The sequence below is a fragment of the Psychrobacter sp. VH5 genome (genome assembly GCF_050572635.1).
In the GTDB taxonomy this organism is placed as follows: Bacteria; Pseudomonadota; Gammaproteobacteria; order Pseudomonadales; family Moraxellaceae; genus Psychrobacter; species Psychrobacter celer.
This window is the reverse complement of the sequence record NZ_CP192145.1, coordinates 1,304,663-1,325,157: the sequence shown is the minus strand read 5'-3', so window position 1 is coordinate 1,325,157 and position 20,495 is coordinate 1,304,663. Positions and strand designations below refer to the sequence as shown.

At 47.9% G+C, this 20,495-nt stretch carries 15 protein-coding genes; 9 read left to right on the top strand and 6 right to left on the bottom strand.

Annotated elements, in window-relative coordinates; all coding sequences use genetic code 11:
• The first annotated feature begins 713 nt into the window (after positions 1 to 713).
• The 3 genes from dnaQ (at position 714) to nudC (ending at position 5,266) form a co-directional block, all read left to right on the top strand.
• Positions 714 to 2,303 carry a DNA polymerase III subunit epsilon gene (gene dnaQ / locus ACNFVB_RS05610; RefSeq protein WP_430738363.1) on the top strand — a complete coding sequence of 530 codons (1,590 nt, stop codon included), beginning with the start codon at positions 714 to 716 and terminating at the stop codon, positions 2,301 to 2,303.
• 162 nt (positions 2,304 to 2,465) lie between these two features.
• Positions 2,466 to 4,148: a hypothetical protein gene (locus tag ACNFVB_RS05605; protein ID WP_430738362.1), complete on the top strand. Its 1,683-nt coding sequence runs from the start codon at positions 2,466 to 2,468 to the stop codon at positions 4,146 to 4,148.
• A gap of 167 nt (positions 4,149 to 4,315) precedes the next feature.
• A complete protein-coding gene (gene nudC / locus ACNFVB_RS05600) occupies positions 4,316 to 5,266 on the top strand; it encodes an NAD(+) diphosphatase (protein WP_274632492.1) in 951 nt (316 codons plus the stop codon).
• Between the two features lie 47 nt (positions 5,267 to 5,313).
• Here nudC and ACNFVB_RS05595 read toward each other — a convergent pair whose 3' ends face one another.
• Positions 5,314 to 5,523, bottom strand: coding sequence for a hypothetical protein (locus tag ACNFVB_RS05595; RefSeq protein ID WP_430738361.1), 210 nt, complete (start codon positions 5,521 to 5,523; stop codon positions 5,314 to 5,316).
• A 111-nt stretch (positions 5,524 to 5,634) separates the two neighbouring features.
• Between ACNFVB_RS05595 and ACNFVB_RS05590 the strand changes: the two genes are divergently transcribed.
• The 6 genes from ACNFVB_RS05590 (at position 5,635) to ACNFVB_RS05565 (ending at position 10,179) form a co-directional block, all read left to right on the top strand.
• Complete coding sequence (locus ACNFVB_RS05590) at positions 5,635 to 6,477, top strand: RnfABCDGE type electron transport complex subunit B (RefSeq protein ID WP_430738360.1); 843 nt, start codon at positions 5,635 to 5,637, stop codon at positions 6,475 to 6,477.
• Between the two features lie 52 nt (positions 6,478 to 6,529).
• Positions 6,530 to 7,225 carry an endonuclease III gene (nth, locus tag ACNFVB_RS05585; RefSeq protein WP_192993885.1) on the top strand — a complete coding sequence of 232 codons (696 nt, stop codon included), beginning with the start codon at positions 6,530 to 6,532 and terminating at the stop codon, positions 7,223 to 7,225.
• Between the two features lie 79 nt (positions 7,226 to 7,304).
• Positions 7,305 to 7,901 (top strand): DJ-1/PfpI family protein, encoded by a 597-nt coding sequence (locus tag ACNFVB_RS05580; protein WP_430738359.1) that lies wholly within the window; start codon positions 7,305 to 7,307, stop codon positions 7,899 to 7,901.
• Between the two features lie 144 nt (positions 7,902 to 8,045).
• Entirely contained in the window at positions 8,046 to 9,212 is a 1,167-nt protein-coding gene (metK, locus tag ACNFVB_RS05575; protein ID WP_430738358.1) for a methionine adenosyltransferase, read from the top strand.
• Positions 9,213 to 9,356: 144 nt separating this feature from the next.
• The gene (locus ACNFVB_RS05570) at positions 9,357 to 9,653 is read left to right on the top strand and encodes a DUF3144 domain-containing protein (protein WP_075101243.1); all 297 of its coding nucleotides are present in this window, start codon (positions 9,357 to 9,359) and stop codon (positions 9,651 to 9,653) included.
• 280 nt (positions 9,654 to 9,933) lie between these two features.
• Positions 9,934 to 10,179: a hypothetical protein gene (locus ACNFVB_RS05565; RefSeq protein ID WP_430738357.1), complete on the top strand. Its 246-nt coding sequence runs from the start codon at positions 9,934 to 9,936 to the stop codon at positions 10,177 to 10,179.
• Positions 10,180 to 10,370: 191 nt separating this feature from the next.
• Here ACNFVB_RS05565 and ACNFVB_RS05560 read toward each other — a convergent pair whose 3' ends face one another.
• The 5 genes from ACNFVB_RS05560 to clpB all read right to left on the bottom strand — a co-directional run bounded on the left by ACNFVB_RS05560 (position 10,371) and on the right by clpB (position 20,272).
• A complete protein-coding gene (locus ACNFVB_RS05560) occupies positions 10,371 to 12,023 on the bottom strand; it encodes a BCCT family transporter (RefSeq protein WP_430738356.1) in 1,653 nt (550 codons plus the stop codon).
• 573 nt (positions 12,024 to 12,596) lie between these two features.
• Positions 12,597 to 14,225 carry a BCCT family transporter gene (locus ACNFVB_RS05555; protein ID WP_430738355.1) on the bottom strand — a complete coding sequence of 543 codons (1,629 nt, stop codon included), beginning with the start codon at positions 14,223 to 14,225 and terminating at the stop codon, positions 12,597 to 12,599.
• Positions 14,226 to 14,421: 196 nt separating this feature from the next.
• A complete protein-coding gene (locus ACNFVB_RS05550; protein ID WP_430738354.1) occupies positions 14,422 to 16,071 on the bottom strand; it encodes a BCCT family transporter in 1,650 nt (549 codons plus the stop codon).
• 140 nt (positions 16,072 to 16,211) lie between these two features.
• Positions 16,212 to 17,471 carry a PQQ-dependent sugar dehydrogenase gene (locus ACNFVB_RS05545; RefSeq protein WP_430738353.1) on the bottom strand — a complete coding sequence of 420 codons (1,260 nt, stop codon included), beginning with the start codon at positions 17,469 to 17,471 and terminating at the stop codon, positions 16,212 to 16,214.
• 203 nt (positions 17,472 to 17,674) lie between these two features.
• On the bottom strand, positions 17,675 to 20,272 hold the full coding sequence (gene clpB, locus ACNFVB_RS05540; RefSeq protein WP_430738352.1) for an ATP-dependent chaperone ClpB: 2,598 nt from the start codon (positions 20,270 to 20,272) through the stop codon (positions 17,675 to 17,677).
• Positions 20,273 to 20,495: the final 223 nt, after the last annotated feature.

Sequence of the window (20,495 nt, the reverse complement as noted above, 5' to 3'; positions counted from 1 at the left end):
GCACGGATTAAATAAAGGGCGACAATACGTCTTATACCGTTATCCGGCGGTGACGCGGCTTATTTTAACAGAAAACCAGAAAGATAACCTGACCATCTAGGGCGTGTCCTCATTTTAAAAATGGTGATAAAAATGAGATAAATCGCCATCAAACAAGGAAAATAGCGCAGATAATATCGAGATATTAGGGCGTGTTGAACATTCAACCATGGCACTGACAGAGACTATTTTTTAGACGATTCGAAGGTAAAAATAGTAAGCTTAGTTGCTCTAAGCGTCTATTTTTACCAATGAAGCGGCAAAAAAGAGTCCTGTCCCTACGGCTGATGCTAAAATTGCGCCATACTGCGTTGCAAATCTAGCTAAGGCATCTGCATTATCGTCGCTTTGCGCCTTGTCTGGAACAATTTTAGCGATCAGCAGTGCCTATTTGTGAATGTTCAACACGCCCTAGTCAGCTATTTGACACCGTTTGGCCAGATTTAGCCATTTTTAGCCCATTTAGATGGCTATCAATTGAATTGAGGACACGCCCTAATTTTCAGCAAAGATTTTGTGCCCCAGCGCCGCCCATAATTACCCATAGTAAGCTGATATTTGCTATACTCAGACCCAAAATACGCAGCGCAGTTTTGTACTAAAACGACCAAAACGCGCGCTACGTTCGCTTTTTTTATTCTTGCCGTTATCATTTATCAGGTTGCTCAGCTTTTATGTCAGACAGTCCGCATTCGATGCTTCATACCCACACCGACCACGCGGCAGATCCGCTCGCGGCCAAAGCAAACACGACGGTTGCCTATACCGATGGCGCTTGTAAAGGCAATCCGGGTGCTGGCGGTTGGGGCGCGCACCTGATATTTAGTGATGGCCGCACCCAAGACCTATATGGCGGCGAAGCACAAACCACCAACAATCGCATGGAGCTGATGGGCGCGATACAAGCCTTAACGCACAGCCCGCCAGCGCATACCCTTGAGATTTGGACAGACTCAAGCTATGTCAAAAACGGCATCACTGATTGGATCGCTGGCTGGAAAAAAAGAGGCTGGAAGACGGCGAGCAAAAAACCAGTCGCTAACCAAGATCTCTGGCAGCAGCTAGATGCGCTCTGTCAACAGCGCGATGTCGATTGGCACTGGGTCAAAGGACATGCTGGACATGCTGGCAACGAAAAAGCCGACGAGCTGGCCAATCTGGGGGTGACCTCCAGCAGCGAGGTACAAGCGACAACTGAATTGCCTAAAAAAAAAGACCCCTTAACGGTTGAGGCTAGCCAGCGCCGCCATGACGATTGGCTAACCTTTGACCCCTTAGGGTTGGATATGATCGATGACGATACAGATGAGACGCCAGCGGACAGCTCGCAAAGCCAAGATACCCGTAGCCTTGCTGACCATCCAATCATCTCTAGCCACACTCAGCGACCAACAGAGCAAGCAACCATGACTGACGCCAACCCAAACACGCACATGCCAAATACTGACACCTCCTCAGTCAGCCAAGCTGACACACAAATGGCTAGCGCAGAGGAAATGCCCAAGTTTGATGGCGATACCAGTCGTGCTAACCCTCACTTTAGGCCACTATTGCCAAAGCCCATCCATCGCCATGATTCTGATCGTCAGCTTATCATGGATACTGAGACCACGGGCCTTGACCCTCTAAAGGGCGACCGCATCATCGAAGTGGGTATCGTCGAGCTGGTCGGCCGTAAGTTTACGGGCGAAAAGCTCCACGTCTATATCAATCCACAGCGCGGGATGGACGAAGAAGTGATTCGTATTCACGGTATCTCTGAGGCGTTTTTGGCAGACAAGCCGACCTTTGACCAAGTCGCACAAGCACTGTATGATTTTATGGATGGCGCTGAGGTCATCGCGCATAACGCCACCTTTGATATCAACTTCTTGAGCATGGAGTTTGCCAAAGTTGGCTTGCACGACTTCGCCGAGCGCATACAGGTCACTGACTCTTTGGCGATGGCCAAGCAGCAATACCCAGGACAAAAAAACACGCTAGATGCGTTGGTGCGCCGCTTAGACGTCGGTAAGCAAGATCGTACTTTTCACGGGGCATTACTAGATTCGGAGATCTTGGCCGAGGTCTATCTGGCAATGACCGGTGGACAGGTCGCTCTCGCCATCGAAGAAGACACACAAACCGACGGCGGACAGACCGGTCATGCCCATTTTTCGGAGCTGGCAGATCTATTACTACAGTCGCCTATGGATGAGAGCGCAAGCCAACACTGGTATGCGTCACTGGCAGAAGACTTCCCTGCCCTCAAAAACAATATGTAGCGGTCACTAAAATCACTTTCTAATCCGACATTTGTATAATATAGTCTTGATTATTATATTAAGCGTTAAAACATTACTAATAAACGCTTTTTCATTCAAACGCTTTGTTACTTCGTATTTGAACAATCGTTACTCTTATCAGTACGTTATGGAAACACACTTATGGACCAGTCTGCGCAAATGAAGTTAACCGCCCCAACGCTTAGTGTTACTGACTTTAACTTACCTTCACTGCATTTGTTGCATGATGAGATTGTCGTGACGCTTAAAGATACCGAGACCCATCTTAGCGAGTTTAATGATGACAATACTCAAGCGCCTTTATTGCTAGACTCCATCATCGTCCTAAAGCAGCTGTCTCGTATTTTCAAACTCATCTCTTTGGTTGGTGCTGAGGCGCTAAACACCGCCATCGTCAATGGTTTACAGCGCCTATACGACAACGGCGACAATAACGATGTCAATTTGATCATGGACTTGTCAGAGGCCATCATGACACTAGATCGCTATGTCGAGTTTGTCTTATTGACAGAGTCGGTAGAGCCGACGCTATTGTTACCTGTGATCAATAAGCTAAACGCGCATGGCCAGCACGCTCCTATCACCGCTGACTACTTTTCAGCCTTTGGTAGCAGTAGCGTCATCATTGCCAGTCCAGAAAAAAACTTCCAACCACTGCATGAGCTTGGCTTAAACAACGAGCTATTGACAGATGCTTATCGTAGCGGTCTTGGCGTTGCCTTATTAAACCAAGATGGCACTGTCAGCGCAGATGCGCAGCAAAAGCTCAATGCCATGAGCGCAGCCTGCGCGTTGATTGCCTCCAAGACCAGCAGTTTGTTTTGGCAAGCGGCCGCTGCGGCTACTGCCGACATCGCGGCCATCCTACCGCTCACGTTAAGCCAAAAGCACACACTGATTTATCTAGAGCAGCAATTCCAAAGCTATCTGCCTGTGATGGATACACGTTTTGCTGATTTGGTCAGCTTTGCTTGTCAGCGCGATAACAAAGCGGCACAGCATCTACGCGAGCAATATGCGCAAAACCGGCTAGAAGAGCCGCAACTTGAGCAAATGAGACGGTTTTTATTTGGTCCCAACCGCGCCCTTACTGATACGCTAAACACTATGATTCAGACGCAGATCAATACCATTAAAGAAGAGGTCGATAGCTACGCGCGCGGCGACTCTGTCAATAGCGCTGAGATGCAAACAGCCAAAATCATAGAAGAATTAGCGACCTTGGGCTCAGCACTTCGTCTGCTTGGATTGTCAAGTGCTGCCGACAGTTTGCGCGCCGCAGCCGAGGAGGTCGGCCGTTGGCAAGCGCCCTCGCCTGAGGACTTCGATCGTCTATTGCTGGCGCTCATGCATGCTGAAAATGCCACCATCGCCATGGCTGAAATGCACACACCAGGGGCGATTTACTTACCGCTAAACAACCCTCACATCTCTTTGCATCAGCTAAATACAGCCAATGATACCTTGATACAAGAAAGCCGTACGGCCATCGCCAATGCAGAGCAAGCTATCAATGATTATCTGGCCGAGCCTGAGCACGATATGCTAAATATCCAAAACATCCCTGAGATGATGCGCCAAGTGGCCGGTGCTGTGCGCTTCTTACAGCTGCCGACCCCTGCTAGCATGCTCAGTCAATTGGCCAACTATATCGAGCAGCGTATCGAGAGTGGCAGACGCATCGAAGACGGTACACTGGCATGTATTGCAGATGTCATCATGGCAGTCGATCACCATTTAGATGGGTTTGAACATAACCGTCCTGTGAGTAAACAAGCGCTTGATGTCGGACAGCAAAGCCTAAGTCAGCTGCTAGCAGCCTAGCCTAGTCAAGACAAGCTGGCTGCTACTCATTACCTACTCTACCCATATGCTGTGCTTTTCCGCTTTATGGTTAGGTAAAATAGACCGTTGTTTCTGTCTTATAAGTCTGTATCTCATCAGGTACAGACTTGTTTTTATTTGCTTTCGCTATCGTTTGGAACCCTGATATGACCTGCGCTTTTATTTTTAGTGATGATACGGTATTGTGCCGTCAAACGCCTGAGGGGTGGTGGCCGTGGCACGTTGACTATCTGGCGTCTGGTGCTGCGGCCACCGATGATGCCGCAGTGCCCGCCTATCAGCTCGGATGTGTCACACTGCTTGAGAGCCTAGCGCCCAGTCATTGGCAGGCTGATGACAACCGTCATAACGCCAACGCCAATAATACTACGCTTGATAAGCCAACTCATGCGTTTACTGCGCGCGCAACCTGTGCCATGACCTATGAGTATGCCACGGCGCACCATATCGCCTTACCTCTCATCGCTGAAAGTAGTGGTAATGCCTTTATCCCGTATCGCCAGCTGCTCACCCAGCTTCCCATGGCCTTGAGCGACCAACTCAGCCAAGCCATACAGCTGCTGCGCTGGCAAGCTGACACGCAGTTTTGTAGCCGCTGCGCCTCGCCAGTCGTTCATGCGCGACTGGGTGAGCGAGCGATGGTCTGCCCGACTTGCAAGCTGCGCCAATACCCGCGTGTCCAGCCGTGCATCATCACTGCCATTACCCGCCCTAATCCGCAAACGGGTGCAATGCAAATTTTACTGGCGCATCATCATCGCTACGGTCAACAAAAACAGCCGCTGCAGTATGGCCTGATCGCAGGGTTTGTTGAGGTGGGAGAAAGCCTTGAGCACGCCGTGGTGCGCGAGGTGTATGAAGAAGTCAATATTCATCTGACAGATATCCGCTATGTCAGTAGTCAGCCGTGGCCATATCCGTCAAACTTGATGCTCGGATTTCGTGCTACGTATGCAGGTGGCGAGCTGATGATTCAAGAAGATGAGCTGTCACATGCAGACTTCTTTGATCTCTCAAACCTGCCCAAGATACCTGCGAAAGGCAGTATTGCTTATGAGCTGATTGAGCAGATCCTCCGTGAGCAAGGCATGGCTTAGCCATCATAGGTGATTGAGTCCATTATTTAGCCCAATGTATCAATTTGCTAATGACGCATGACTACCAGCGTCTTTGACCATGATTTGACCATGACCAGTGCGCTATAACCTTGCCCGCCCATCTCAGCAAAACTTTTTGGCAAAGATGATGCGCTGATGAGGATGCGCCAATATTGTGATTTTGTTATCATCCATTTAAAATGACCGCCTGAACGCAGCGATGGTCGTTTATCACCCATCAATAGCCATACTTTCATCACGCTCATGAAGACAGGCAAGCGAAACGCTCGTAAACCAGCCAGCAGTGTTATGAGAGATCAACTATATACCAACACCCTTTTTGTACTGGTGTTAAGGTTTTTAATAACATGCAAAGTAACGCCCCTATCCGTCTGATCAATCTGCCCATATTGTTTGATGACCTACAGATTGACACGCTGCCTGCTGATGTCTCGTCGCAGATTGCAGCGGTGGATGCCTGCCTGCCACAGACGCAGTGCGGCCTGTGCGAGCATCCCGACGGCTGCTTGCCATACGCGGCCGCCATCGTTGTAGATGGCGAGCCATACAATAAATGCGTGCCTGGCGGCCAGCCCGTGACGGATGCGATCGCAAAAATTGTCGATACAGAGCGTTATCAGCAAGGCCAAACCCCCACCGCTGCTCCTTCACAGTGGCCGATAGATGCCAGCTCCGAGCGCCCAACTGAAGTGCGGGCTGTCATCCGCGAAGAGGACTGTATAGGCTGCACTAAATGTATCCCTGCCTGCCCCGTCGATGCCATCGTCGGTACTGGTAAACACATGCATACCATCTTTACCGACTTGTGCACGGGCTGTGAGCTTTGCCTAGCACCCTGCCCTGTTGACTGTATCGATCTGGTCACTATCGAGCGTACGCTTAGTTCCGCTGAGCGGCAAGCTGAGCAAGAAGATTTGCGCCAGCGTTATCATACGCATTTAGGCCGCGTCACGGAGCAGCTAAGCGATAGCAGCAACACCAAGCCGGTAGTCAGTATGGTCGAAGCCAAACTCAATAACGCCACCAGCCAAGCTGTTGATATCAGCGAAGCTCAAGCAAAAAACACCATAGCTGCGGCCAAATTACGCACCAAAATCAAAAAATTAGAAAAGCAGCTTACGGTACGCGCCAATGACAAAAAACAAGCCGAGCTTGAGACACTACAAGCCGAGCTGGCACAATTATGCTAATGAGTGATTCGATGATTCACGCCCAACAACATATCAAATAAAGTCAAACACCATGAGTAAAACGGTCAAACACAAAACGGCTGAGACCCCGCCCTCCAGACGCATGCCAAACCGCGACGTGCGGCCTTTTTTTGAAAAGCTGGCCGAGACGATTAAGGAGCCCGTCACCGAGCTCAATTACGACAGTAATTTTGAGCTACTCATTGCCGTGATTTTGTCCGCACAAGCAACGGATGTGAGTGTCAATATCGCCACCCAGCAACTATATCCTGTGGCCAATACGCCTGAGGCCATACTCGCGCTTGGCGAAGAAGGGCTAAAGTCTTATATCAAAAACATCGGCTTGTATAACTCAAAAGCCAAAAACGTCATTAAGACCTGCCAAGACCTGATTGAAAAGTTTGATAGCACTGTCCCTGATAACCGCAAAGACTTAGAGTCTCTGGCAGGGGTCGGCCGTAAAACCGCCAATGTGGTGCTCAACACTGCCTTTGGTCAGCCGACGATGGCGGTCGATACTCACATCTTTCGAGTGGGTAACCGCACAGGGCTGGCCACGGGCAAAACCGTATTAATTGTCGAAAAAAAGCTCATTGAGCGCATTCCAGAAGATTTTATCGTCGATGCTCATCATTATCTGATCTTGCACGGGCGCTATACTTGCCAAGCACGCACACCAAAATGCGGTGCTTGCCCGGTTTATGATGAGTGCATGTTTAAAGACAAAGCCAAATTTGTAGAGCTTTAAAGGCTTTGAGCACCTTAAAGATTTTCAAACATCTCCTTTCTAAATACTTCGCCTTAATACTTTAATTTAAGGAAGCAGAATGCAGACCTTGACCGCACTCGTATTTGACGACTTCGAAACTTTAGACTTATTTGGGCCTATTGAGCTATTTGGTAGCTTACCTAACGAGTTTCGCATTCAGTTTGCGTCAATGAAAGGTGGTATCATTCATAACCATCATGGTGTTGCCTTACAAACTGTCGCAGTAGCAGAATTAGCCCATCAAACGAATATATTATTGGTCGTCGGCGGTAAAGGTACACGTCCACTTATTAAAGATAGTAAGTTTTTGCAGACCCTAACTACGCTCGCTGATAACGCCGACTGGGTGCTTAGCGTCTGTACGGGTAGTGCTTTATTGGCGAAGGCAGGTATTTTAGACCATAAACGAGCCACGTCAAACAAGCGTGCTTGGCAATGGGTAACCGAACAATCAGATCAGGTTGATTGGATAAAGCAGGCGCGCTGGATCGTAGATGGCAAGTTTTATACTTCTTCAGGTGTCACGGCTGGCATGGATATGGCGCTTGGTTTTATTGCTGATAGACAAGGTCGCGATAGCGCAAAAGAAGTCGCTAACTATACAGAGTACCGCTGGCAACAAGACAGCCGCCTCGATGATTTCTACAATTGTTAGCCGCCATGGCTGACACTAGAGTTTTACCTCGATTCACGGTAAAATATCATAATTTTTTGATTCACTTTTACCTTCTATTTTCCGTTAACATTTAATAATGACTGGTTTTATATATTACAGTCCCTGCAATTAAGCGATCTAATTATGCGCGAATACAACTTATTTACCTCAGAATCTGTGAGCGAAGGCCACCCAGATAAAATGGCTGATCAAATCTCAGATGCCATTCTTGATGCCATTTTACAGCAAGACCTAGACGCCCGTGTGGCCTGTGAGACCTTGGTCAAGACAGGGGCGGTGATATTGGCCGGCGAGGTCACCACCACCGCAAACATTGATTTGGAGCGCATCGTTCGTGATACGGTCAATGGTATTGGCTATCATCATTCAGATCTAGGGTTTGATGGCGAGACCTGCGCTATCATCAATATGCTGGGTAAACAGTCGCCTGAGATCGCGCAAGGTGTCGATCGCAGCAGCCCTGAAGAGCAAGGTGCCGGCGACCAAGGATTGATGTTTGGTTATGCCAGTAACGAGACCGACGTCTTGATGCCAGCACCGATTGAGTTTGCTCATCGCCTGATGGAGCGTCAGTCCGAGCTACGCCGCGCAGGCGAGCTGCCTTGGTTGCGTCCAGACGCCAAAGCACAAGTCACGCTAAAATACGACGGCAATCTTCCGGTGGCGATCGACGCGGTGGTATTGTCCACGCAGCACGACCCAAGCATCTCGCAAGCAGATCTGCAAGAAGCCGTTATGGAATCTATCATCAAGCAAGTGCTACCAGCCGACCTACTACACGCGGGCACACGCTATCATATCAACCCCACAGGTAAGTTTGTGATTGGTGGGCCTGTCGGTGATGCAGGGCTGACAGGGCGTAAAATCATCGTGGATACTTACGGTGGTATGGCACGTCATGGCGGTGGTGCCTTTAGTGGCAAAGATCCATCAAAAGTCGACCGCAGCGCGGCCTACGCGGTACGTTATGTCGCCAAAAACATCGTGGCCGCAGGGTTGGCCGATCGCTGTGAAGTACAAGTCAGCTATGCCATCGGTGTCGCCGAACCTACCTCTATCTCCGTCAACACTTTTGGCACCAGTAAGATCAGCAACGAAGAGATCATTCGTCTGATTCGCACACACTTTGACTTACGTCCCTATGGCATTACTCGTATGCTCAACTTGTTGCAGCCGATGTATCAGCAAACCGCCACCTTTGGTCACTTTGGCCGTCCAGGCTCAGAAACTGCCTTTACGTGGGAAAAAACCGATAAAGCTGAGATATTAAAAGCAGACGCAGGCTTATAATCGCCCGACTGAGTCGCACTGATATATTGATATTATCCATTTAAAACCACCGATACTTATTAGGAGTCGCTTATGTCTCAAGATACCAATCCAGACAACGCTCAAGACAACACTGTTGATGCAAGCCTTGAGATTACCCCTGAAATGCAGGCGTTTTATCAGCGTGCTGATGCCATCATCGGGGTTGCCAACAGCCAGCTAGGCCCCAATGCTCATTCCGGCCAAGTCGGTGCTTCTTTACTATATGCCGCCGCCCGCTATAGCGCGTCAGTTGCTTCTATTGGCTTTGTGAAGGGTGAGGATTTTGCCAAAGAAAAAGACGATATCGTCGAGTTTTATGTCAAGCAGTATCGTCAAATGCTCAGCGACAACCTCACTGACTATGCCCAAAACTTCGATAAATATGTGCAGCTAAATAAAGATGACCAACCAGCGGAATAATCATCAGTTGGTTTTATCATAATCATAAGTACCAGACCCAAACTGAATCATCAATTTGGGTTTTTTATTGCCTAGATATTTTTATGGGTCTATCGGCTAGATGGTTGATGGTAAATACGCTACTATAAACGGTAGACAATCGGACGTTATTGCATTTATATAAGGAGATATAATGATGCCCCCCTTCATGAGCAACGCTTGGACTTTTATAACAAAGCGACCATTTATAAAACATGTGCTCGGCCTGCCATTACTACTGGCCCTAGCAAGCTGTAGCTCTTTGCCTGATATAACAATGCCTGAGAGCACGCCAGCCCAGCCTACCCGCTCTCACCAACTACCTGATGGTGTGTTTTCGCAGTGCCCACCCTTTGACCCTGAACAAACCATGTGCACCGCGCAGTACGATCCTGTTTGTGTGAAGAGTAAAACTGGCAGCTTGATAAGCTACCGTACCGCTGGCAACGCCTGCTCTGCCTGTAGCACCCCTGAGGCGATAGGCTATGTCAAAGGCGAATGTTTATAAACGACGGTTTTATGATGACGTTATGACGATGGTGTCAAAATACCGATAGGCACCGTGCCACTCACTTCACTACTGGCACTTCACTGTTGGCTGTTAATAACGGCAGCCATAAAAATACCCAGCTTGGGCTAAGCTGGGTATTTTGTAAAGCGATAAGATATACTTAAAAGGCAAATAGTCGCGCACGAAGATCAGTCTTCTCGCTTTAGCTCAATCGGACCTTTTAAAAAATCCTCATCAGGCAGCTCATTTGCTGAGTTGTGCTCGGCTGACTCTTCGGTAAGAAACCACTGCTGCTGACGATAGAGAATCAGATGGTCTCGGCTTAATCCACGTAATAGCGAATACATCATGACCAAAATCACCATAGCAAAAGGTAAGCCTGACACGATAGACACGGCTTGTAACGCGACCAACCCCCCTGCCGCGAGCAGTACCGCAGCGATCACCCCTTCTGTACCTGCCCAAAACAAACGCTGAACTTTTGGGGGATCAGTATCACCGCCTGAGGTCAGCATATCTATCACAAAACTGGCCGAATCAGAAGAAGTAACAAACCACAATACAATCATCACGACAATCAGTAAATTAAACATCGACGTCAGTGGATAAGACTCCATCAACTTAAATATCGCACTACCAGTATCGGCCCTGACCGCCTCCACAAGACCTGGACTGACCAAATCAGGACTGGCCGCCGCTAGTAGCTCCATATGAACAGCAGAACCCCCAAAAGCGGTAAACCACAACAATAATATGGCCACTGGAATCAATAACACCCCTAAGGTGAACTCACGAATGGTACGGCCACGAGAGATACGCGCGACAAACACACCCACAAATGGCGACCAGCTTATCCACCATGCCCAATAAAAAATCGTCCAAGAAGCCTGCCAGTTTTCTTGTCCTTCATAGGACTCTGTCCAAAACCCCAATGGAATCACTTGATGTACATAGTTACCGATGTTTTCTACAAAGCTATTAAAAATAAACTGCGTGGGCCCTAAGATAATCACAAAGCTCAGTAAGATAATGGTCAAAAAGATATTGATATCGCTTAGACGCTTGATACCTTTATCCAAGCCTAAAAAAAGCGACATCCCTGCCAAAACAGTGATGATGGCAATCAAAACAATCTGGACACTGGTGTTATTCGGAATACCAAACAAGCTCTCAAGACCAGAGTTAATCTGCAGCACCCCAAGCCCTAAGGTCGTCACTACCCCAAACATCGTACCAAATACCGCTAAGGTATCGACTGTGTGACCCCAGCCGCCATAGATTCTTTTGCCCAATATAGGATATAGAGTCGAGCGGATAGCCAGCGGCAAACCGCGGCGATAGTGAAAGTAAGCCAAAGCCAGAGCCACCATGCCATAAAGCGCCCAAACATGAATACCGTAGTGTAAAAACGAGATATTCATCGCAAGCTTAGCTGAAGCGACTGTCTCCCCTTCGCCCAGCGGCGGCGCCATATAATGATATAGCGGCTCAGCGGTGCCCCAGTACAGCAGCCCGATACCGATACCTGCTGAAAACAGCATACCTATCCACGAGAGCAGTTTGTATTCAGGCTCCTCATTTTGATGCCCCAAACGAATATCACCATATCGACTGAGTATCATATAGACACTCATCAACAAGGTGGTATTAATCACGACAATAAAAAACCAACCAAAACGCAAAGACACAAAAGCTTTTGCTTGATTAAATACCATTTCTGCTTGCTGATTAAACAGTGTGCCAAAAATAATAAATAGTGTAATTAAAATGACTGAGGTCAAAAAAACAGGTTTGCTTACTCGCGGAAAAGGGCCGACTCGGCCAACTTTCACATGATCCATAGATCTTTCCAAAATTAAAAGAGCGCCACCATATCAAGACATTGATGAATTATCAAATCTAACGCTGCTATGATGCCCTTGTATATAAATAAAATATGATGCCGTGCTAGGGGGTTTTTGCCCCTATTTTGCTAACCAAACTAAAAACAAAACCCCAGCTTCCAAAGAGACTGGGGTCTTAACGCGTATCAAAATATGTTTCGTCCATGTATAGTTGATTTACTTTAAAACCGATACGTTCATATGAACGTATCGATTTTATTTCGAACTGATTAGGGCGTGTTGAACATTCGACCATGACACTGACAGCGACTATTTTTTAGGCGATTCGATGTTAAAAATAATAAGTTTAGTCATTCTAAGCGCTTGTTTTTAACGATGAAGCGGCAAAAAAGAGTCCTGTCCCTGCGGGCTGATGCTAAAATTGCCCCATACTGCGTTACAAATCTCGCTAAGGCATCTGCATTATCGTCGCTTTGTGCCTTGTCTGGAACAATTTTAGCGATCAGCAGTGCCTATTTGCGAATGTTCAACACGCCCTATAGATAACTAGCGGCCAAATTGCGGACAGGCCTAGTCACCCTTAACGATTTCTGGCGGACCTTCTAGTAGCTCTTCATCCGCAAACTCATTGGCGGTATTGTGCTCAATCGACTCATCAGTGATAAAGCGCTGTTCGGCACGATACAGTATCAGCTCATCACGGTTGAACCCACGTATCATGGCATACAACATGACAAATACCACGATAGCAAAGGGAAACCCTGCGACGATAGCCGCCGCTTGCAAGGCGCCAAGCCCGCCCGCTGCCAACAAAATAGCCGCTACCAGACCTTGCATAATGGCCCAAAACAAACGCTGAATCTTAGGCGGATTGGTATCGCCGCCAGCAGTCAGCATGTCAATGACAAAGCTGGCCGAATCTGATGAGGTCACAAACCACAATACAATCATCAGAACGATCAACATCGTCGTGGCTTTGGTAAATGGATAAAACTCCATCAGCTTAAAGATGGCGCTACCATAATCGTTTTGTACCACCTCGATAAACCCAGGGTTACCGATCAGCTCCATGTCTACTGCGACACCGCCAAAGGTCGTGAACCAGAAAAATAAAATAATCATCGGAATAAATAACACGCCGAGCAAAAACTCACGAATGGTGCGGCCACGAGAGATACGCGCGATAAACACCCCGACAAATGGTGACCAGCTGATCCACCATGCCCAGTAAAATATCGTCCATGAAGACTGCCAATCACCTTTACTATAGGCCTCACTCCAAAAACTGAGCTGGACGATGTTTTGTATATAGTTGCCGGTGTTTTCGACCAAGCTGTCCATGATGTACTGTGTGGGTCCCATGATAAAAGCAAACCCTAACAACACAAAGGTCAAAACAATATTGGTATCACTTAGGCGTTTGATACCCTTATCCAAGCCCATTAGCAATGAGCCACAGGCAAGTATGGTGATAAAAGCAATTAACATCACCTGCATGGTGACAGAATTAGGTAAACCAAATAACCCCTCAAGTCCAGAGTTAATCTGCAATACGCCAAAACCCAAGGTAGTAACCACGCCAAACATGGTACCAAAGACCGCTAGTGTATCGACCGTATGTCCCCACTTGCCATAGATCTTTTGGCCCAATATCGGGTAGAGACTAGAGCGAATCGATAAAGGCAAGCCACGGCGAAAATGAAAATAAGCCAATGACAACGCCACGATGGCATAAATAGCCCAAGCGTGTATCCCATAATGCAAAAATGAGATATTCATCGCTTGTTTGGCAGCCTCTACTGTCTCGGCCTCACCCAGTGGCGGCGCCATAAAGTGATAGACGGGCTCTGCGGTGCCCCAGTACATGATGCCGATACCGATACCCGCTGAAAACAGCATACCTATCCAAGATGGCAGGCTATATTGCGGGGTTTCGGTTTGATGACCTAAGCGGATATCACCGTATTTGCTAAAGATTAAATACAGACACAGCCCCACGGCCACGTTCATTAAAATAATAAACATCCAACCAAAGCGGTTGGTGATAAAGCTTTGTGCACTAGTAAATATCGTATCTGCTAGCTCTTGAAACAAAGCGCCGAATATAATAAACCCCACAATCAATATTGCAGACGCAATAAACACCGGTTTATTTACTCGCGGAAAAGGCCCTAAGCGACCTATTTTGAGTTCACTCATCTTAGTTATCCAATATGTTAGGGTGAGTTACCTTAACAATATGTTACCCATTTATCAAACCTCACCCTCAATTGTTAAGTTTTGATACAAAAAAATAGCCCTGAATTCTCAGAGCTATCGTGGCATGACTGTTTAATAGGTGACTTAACACAGTGAATTAGCACTGTTTTTTGCGGCGCTAGCCTGCACATAAACACTAGTCACCTTTGACAATCTTTGGCGGCCCCTTTAGTAACTCTTCATCGACAAACTCATCAGCGGTATTGCGATCGATAGACTCATCCGTAATATACTGCTGCTGCGCGCGGTACAAAATCAAGCGATCACGGCTCAAACCGCGCCATAACGAATACATCATCACAAAGATGACCAATGCAAATGGCAGACCTGCAACGATGGCAGCGGCTTGTAATGCGTCCAATCCACCTGCAGCCAACAAAATCGCCGCGATTAAACCTTCCATCGTCGCCCAAAACAAACGCTGAATCTTGGGTGGATTGGTATCACCACCAGCTGTCAGCATATCGATGACAAAACTGGCCGAGTCAGAGGAAGTCACAAACCACAGGACAATCATGATGACAATCAACAACGTAATTGGCTTAGCCAGTGGATAGTACTCAATCAGTCTAAAAATCGCACTGCCGAAGTCTTCATTTACCGCGTCGACCAATCCTGGACTCACCAAAGCGGGGTCAAGGGCGGCGAGCAGCTCCATATGGATGGCCACCCCGCCAAAGGTGGTAAACCAAAAAAACAAAATCGTCATAGGAATGAGCAGCACGCCAAGGGTAAACTCACGAATGGTACGACCACGGCTAATACGTGCGATAAACACCCCAACGAACGGCGACCAGCTAACCCACCATGCCCAATAAAAAATCGTCCAGCTACTTTGCCAATCGGTATTGCTATACGCCTCGCCCCAAAAGCTCAGTGGTACCATAGCGGCCAAATAGTTCCCGACGTTTTCAAAAAAGCTATCAAAGATAAATAGTGTCGGGCCCAAAACCACCATAAACGCCAGTAGCAAGCCTGTCAGACCCATATTGATATCACTTAAGCGCTTGATACCTTTATCAAGGCCCAACATCAGCGAACCACAAGCCAGCAGCGTGATAAAAGCAATAATGGCAAACTGCACACCGACACTGTTAGGAAAACCAAATAGGTTTTCGAGGCCTGAGTTGATCTGCATCACCCCCAACCCCAACGAAGTGACTACCCCAAACATCGTGCCAAATACCGCTAAAACGTCGACAGTATGGCCCCAGCGTCCATAGATTTTTTGCCCCAATATTGGATACAGAGTCGAGCGTATAGACAGCGGCAACCCCCGCCTAAAGTGGAAGTACGCTAAAGATAGCGCCACGATGGTATAAATCGCCCATGCATGCAGCCCCCAATGCAAAAACGAGAAGTTCATCGCTTGCTTGGCAGCCTCTACGGTCTCAGCCTCACCCAGCGGTGGTGCCATAAAATGATATAACGGCTCGGCGGTGCCCCAATAAACCAGCCCAATACCGATACCTGCTGAAAACAGCATACCTATCCAAGAGACCAAGCTATATTGCGGACGCTCCGTCTGTTTACCCAAACGTATATCACCATAACGACTTGCGATCAGATATAGGCAAAATACCAGCGCCACGTTCATCAATAGAATAAAGAACCAACCAAAGTTGGTGGTGATAAAGCTTTGTAAAAACCCAAATAGTGCGCCTGCTGCTTCTGTAAAGAGCACCCCAAATATAATAAAGCCAACAATCAAAATACTTGATGTGATAAAGACTGGCTTATTGACCCTTGGGAAAGGACCCATTCTTTCAACTTTTACGTCATTCATCCGTTAATATCTCACCTCCTAAAGAAGTTTACCTTAACAAACCAACCTTTATTTATCAATTAATTACACAATTTCACTCAATAAAAATACCGCTAAAACACAGCTGATACTATATTTCTATTTTGGTTTTATTAAAGAGGTTACCGACTGACCAACTGTAACAGTTTGGCATCCTTGCCGTCTTCGAGCAGCCACACTCGCCCATCGACGGCCAACACACTACGCATCCGCTCCCCCATATCGTACCGATAACGCTCACCTGCTTTCTTACTGCCATTGTTGCTGTCAAGGCGCACCACCATCAGCGCTTGTGAGGACAGGCCACTGATAAGCGCACACCCTTGCCATGCAGGAAAGTCGTTATGACGGCCGGATGCGTAAATGCTCATTGAGGACGGTGAGATAACAGGCGTCCAAGTGATATGAGGCGCAGCAAAATCAGACCGCGTATCATGATCAGGAATATCAGTCCCATTATAATTGCGGCCGTTTGAGACGACCGGCCAGCCGTAGTTACGGCCTTTTTTGATCAAATTAAACTCATCACCGCCGCGCGGCCCCATCTCATGCGCCCAAAGTCTGCCTGCATCGTCAAATACCATACCAAGGACATTGCGATGACCTATCGACCAAAACTGCTTGGCAATCTCATGCTTATCTTCGGTAAATGGGTTGTCCTTTGGCACAGAGCCATCTGGATGTAACCGTATGATTTTTCCCAAGTTGCCACTCATGTCCTGCGCGGGGGCTTTTTGTTGGCGATCGCCCGAGCTGATATATAGATACTGACCATCAGGGGAGAAGAGCAAACGATGGCTATAGTGACCTTGACCGCGTACCTTTGGGGCTTGCTCCCAGATAGGCATCAGCGCTTGTAAGCTTGGCGTCTCAGTATCCAGCCCCGTTAGTGCCGCTTTAATGACTTTTGCCCCAAACTTGCCGCTATCGCCGCCTGTACCTGCCTCAGCATAGCTGAGATATATCTGCTTAGAGGTAGAAAAATTAGGCGCTAGGATGACGTCACCCAGACCGCCCTGTCCGCCATAAGCCACTGCCGGTATACCCGCTACGGCTGTCTTGCGACCCGTGGCAGTATCAACGACAAACAGCTCGCCGGTCTTTTGAGTCACCAAGAGCTTGGGGGACTCATTATCCGCCGTTGGTAGCGCCGTCATTGCCCAAGGCTCATCAAAGATGGCGAGCGCTTTTGTATCAAAGATAGGTCTTTCGGTATTGGCCGCCAAATCGCGCGCTGCGGCTTGGCCTTCTTTGTATTCTGTCAGATCGGCGTCGGTATTGACGGCTGCAGGATTGGAACATGCAGAGGCACTAAATAGCAGTGACGCTACCACGAGCGATAGTAGCAACGGCATTTTTATTCTTTTTTTAATAATAGTCATCCTGATTTACCTCCCTAATCTTGCCGTCTTTTTATGTGCTTTATCATTATTTATACCACAATCAAGGTGTGTAAACGGTAAATAATGTTGACACAAAAAAAACCCCTTACCTGACCATATAAAAATAGGCAGATAAGGGGTTTGGATTTTTCATTAGCTAGCAGAGACCGCTAAACTAACTCAATGAAAAACAAGCGCTTGATTTAGCTCATTCTGAGCTTATCAAATGTCAGCTGATCATCTGCGTCGACATCGACTTTGATGATATCACCTGCGACAAAGTCACCAGCCAATAGCTTTAATGACAATGGGTTTTCGATCTCTTGCTGGATCGCACGTTTTAGTGGACGCGCGCCATACACAGGATCGTAACCAATAGCGACTAGTTTGTTCATCGCATCGGCTGACAGCTCGATATCCATCTCACGCTCTTGGAGACGCTGACGTAGACGCTGCAACTGAATGTCAGCAATACCAGCCATCTGCGACATGCCAAGCGGATGGAATACCACAATCTCATCGATACGGTTGACAAACTCTGGGCGGAAATGCTGTCCGACCGAATCCATCACCTCAGATTTGATGTCTTCATAGCTCTCGCCGACCATCTCTTGGATTTTGTGAGAGCCTAAGTTACTGGTCATCACAATCACCGTGTTTTTGAAGTCAACCACGCGGCCTTGTGAGTCGGTCAAACGTCCATCGTCTAACACTTGCAAGAGGATATTAAACACATCAGGATGCGCTTTTTCGACCTCATCAAACAGTATCACGCTATAAGGCTTACGGCGTACCGCTTCGGTCAAGGTGCCGCCTTCTTCATAACCGACATAGCCTGGAGGCGCGCCCACTAAGCGGCTGACGCTATGTTTCTCCATATACTCACTCATGTCGATACGGATGATGGCATCCTCACTATCAAACAAGAAGTTGGCCAGTGATTTGGTCAGCTCAGTTTTACCAACCCCCGTAGGCCCTAAAAATAAGAACGAACCCAATGGGCGGTTGGGATCAGATAACCCAGCTCGGCTACGACGCACAGCGTTGGCGACTGCTTTGACCGCTTCATCTTGACCGATGACGCGCTCATGCAGCTTCTCTTCCATCGCCAACATCTTGTCACGCTCGCCTTGCAGCATTTTGCTGACAGGAATTCCCGTCGCGGCTGCCACCACCTCTGCGATCTCGTTGTCCGTGACTTTATTACGCAGCAGTTTGGCACCGCCATTATCACCTGCCAGTTCTTTTTGCTCGGCCAAATCAGACTCTGTGATACGGCGCTCAAGCTCTGGAATCGTCTCGTACTGCAGCTTACTCATGGTCTCGTAGTCGCCTTCGCGGCTGGCTTTGTCATAAGCGATACGCGCTTTGTCCAGCTCGTCTTTTAGCTGCTGAGAGCCTTTGACCAGCGCTTTTTCCGCTTGCCAAATCTCATTGAGATCGGCGTACTCTTTTTCTAGCTCTTCGATTTGGCTATCAAGCACTTTAAGCTCTGCTTGTGCGCCGGCATCTTCTTCGTTTTTGAGTACTTCGCGCTGCATTTTTAGCTGAATCAAACGGCTATCGAGCTTACCAAGCGCTTCAGGCTTGCTGTCCATCTCCATGCGCAGGCGACTTGCCGCTTCATCGATTAAATCAATCGCCTTATCTGGCAATTTGCGATCGGTAATATAACGATGGCTCATGCGCGCTGCGGCAATAATCGCGCTGTCTTGAATATCGACACCGTGATGCAGCTCATAACGCTCTTTTAGACCACGCAAAATCGCAATGGTGTCTTCGACCGTTGGCTCATCGACAAGCACTTTTTGGAAACGGCGCTCAAGCGCAGCATCTTTTTCGATATATTGGCGGTACTCATCTAGCGTCGTTGCGCCCACACAGTGCAGCTCACCGCGTGCAAGCGCAGGCTTTAGCATATTGCCTGCATCCATCGCGCCCTCTGACTTACCCGCACCGACCATGGTATGCAGCTCATCGATAAACAAAATGACATTGCCCTCTTGCTTGGCCAAGTCACTCAGCACCCCTTTGAGACGCTCTTCAAACTCACCACGGAATTTTGCTCCTGCAATAAGCGCGCCTAAGTCTAACGACAATACTTCTTTATTACGAAGCCCTTCTGGCACATCGCCATTGATGATTTTTTGTGCTAGGCCTTCGACGATGGCTGTCTTACCGACACCCGGTTCACCGATGAGCACGGGGTTGTTTTTGGTGCGGCGCGAGAGCACTTGAATGGTACGGCGAATCTCTTCGTCACGGCCAATGACAGGGTCTAGCTTACCCAGCTCAGCTTGCTCAGTTAGGTTGATGGTGTATTTGTTTAGCGCATCACGCTGATCTTCGGCATTTTGATTGTCCACCGTTTCGTCTCCACGTAATTTTTCGATCACAGCCTTTAGCTGACTGGCTGTCACGCCTGCGTTTTCAAAGATTTTTTTGGTCTCGCCTTGTTCAGCAAGTGCCAATAGCACCCATTCAGTGGCAATAAATTCATCACCTGCCTTCTGCGCTTGGCGATCGGCTAGGTTTAAAATCTTCACTGAGTTTGGGTTTAGGTTGACATCACCTGTCGGCTCGCTAATTGTCGCTTGATTATCGAGCGCTTTTGCTACGCCGTTTTTTAGCGCCGGAATGGATGCGCCTGCTTGCTGACAGATAGATAAGTTAGACTCATCTTGTAGCAGTACGGCAAGCAGATGCACAGGGTCTATGCCTGTGTGATCACGTCCCAGCGCCAGACTTTGCGCCTCGGAGATAGCCGTTTGCAGCTTTTGGGTAAATTTCTCAAATCTCATATTGTTATCCTTTGATAATTTATCATGGCAACAGGCTTTTATAAGTATTAGGTTAGCCCGTTTGCCTTTAGTTGATATTTATATAGGGTATAGTACCTTGTATTTCAAGCGAAAAACAATAAAACCTTACTAATAGCAATGATATAAACTTATTCTTATTCATAAGGTTTTATACCGTGCGTTTCAAGACACCCATTCTTAAAAACAAAGCCGTTATACGCAT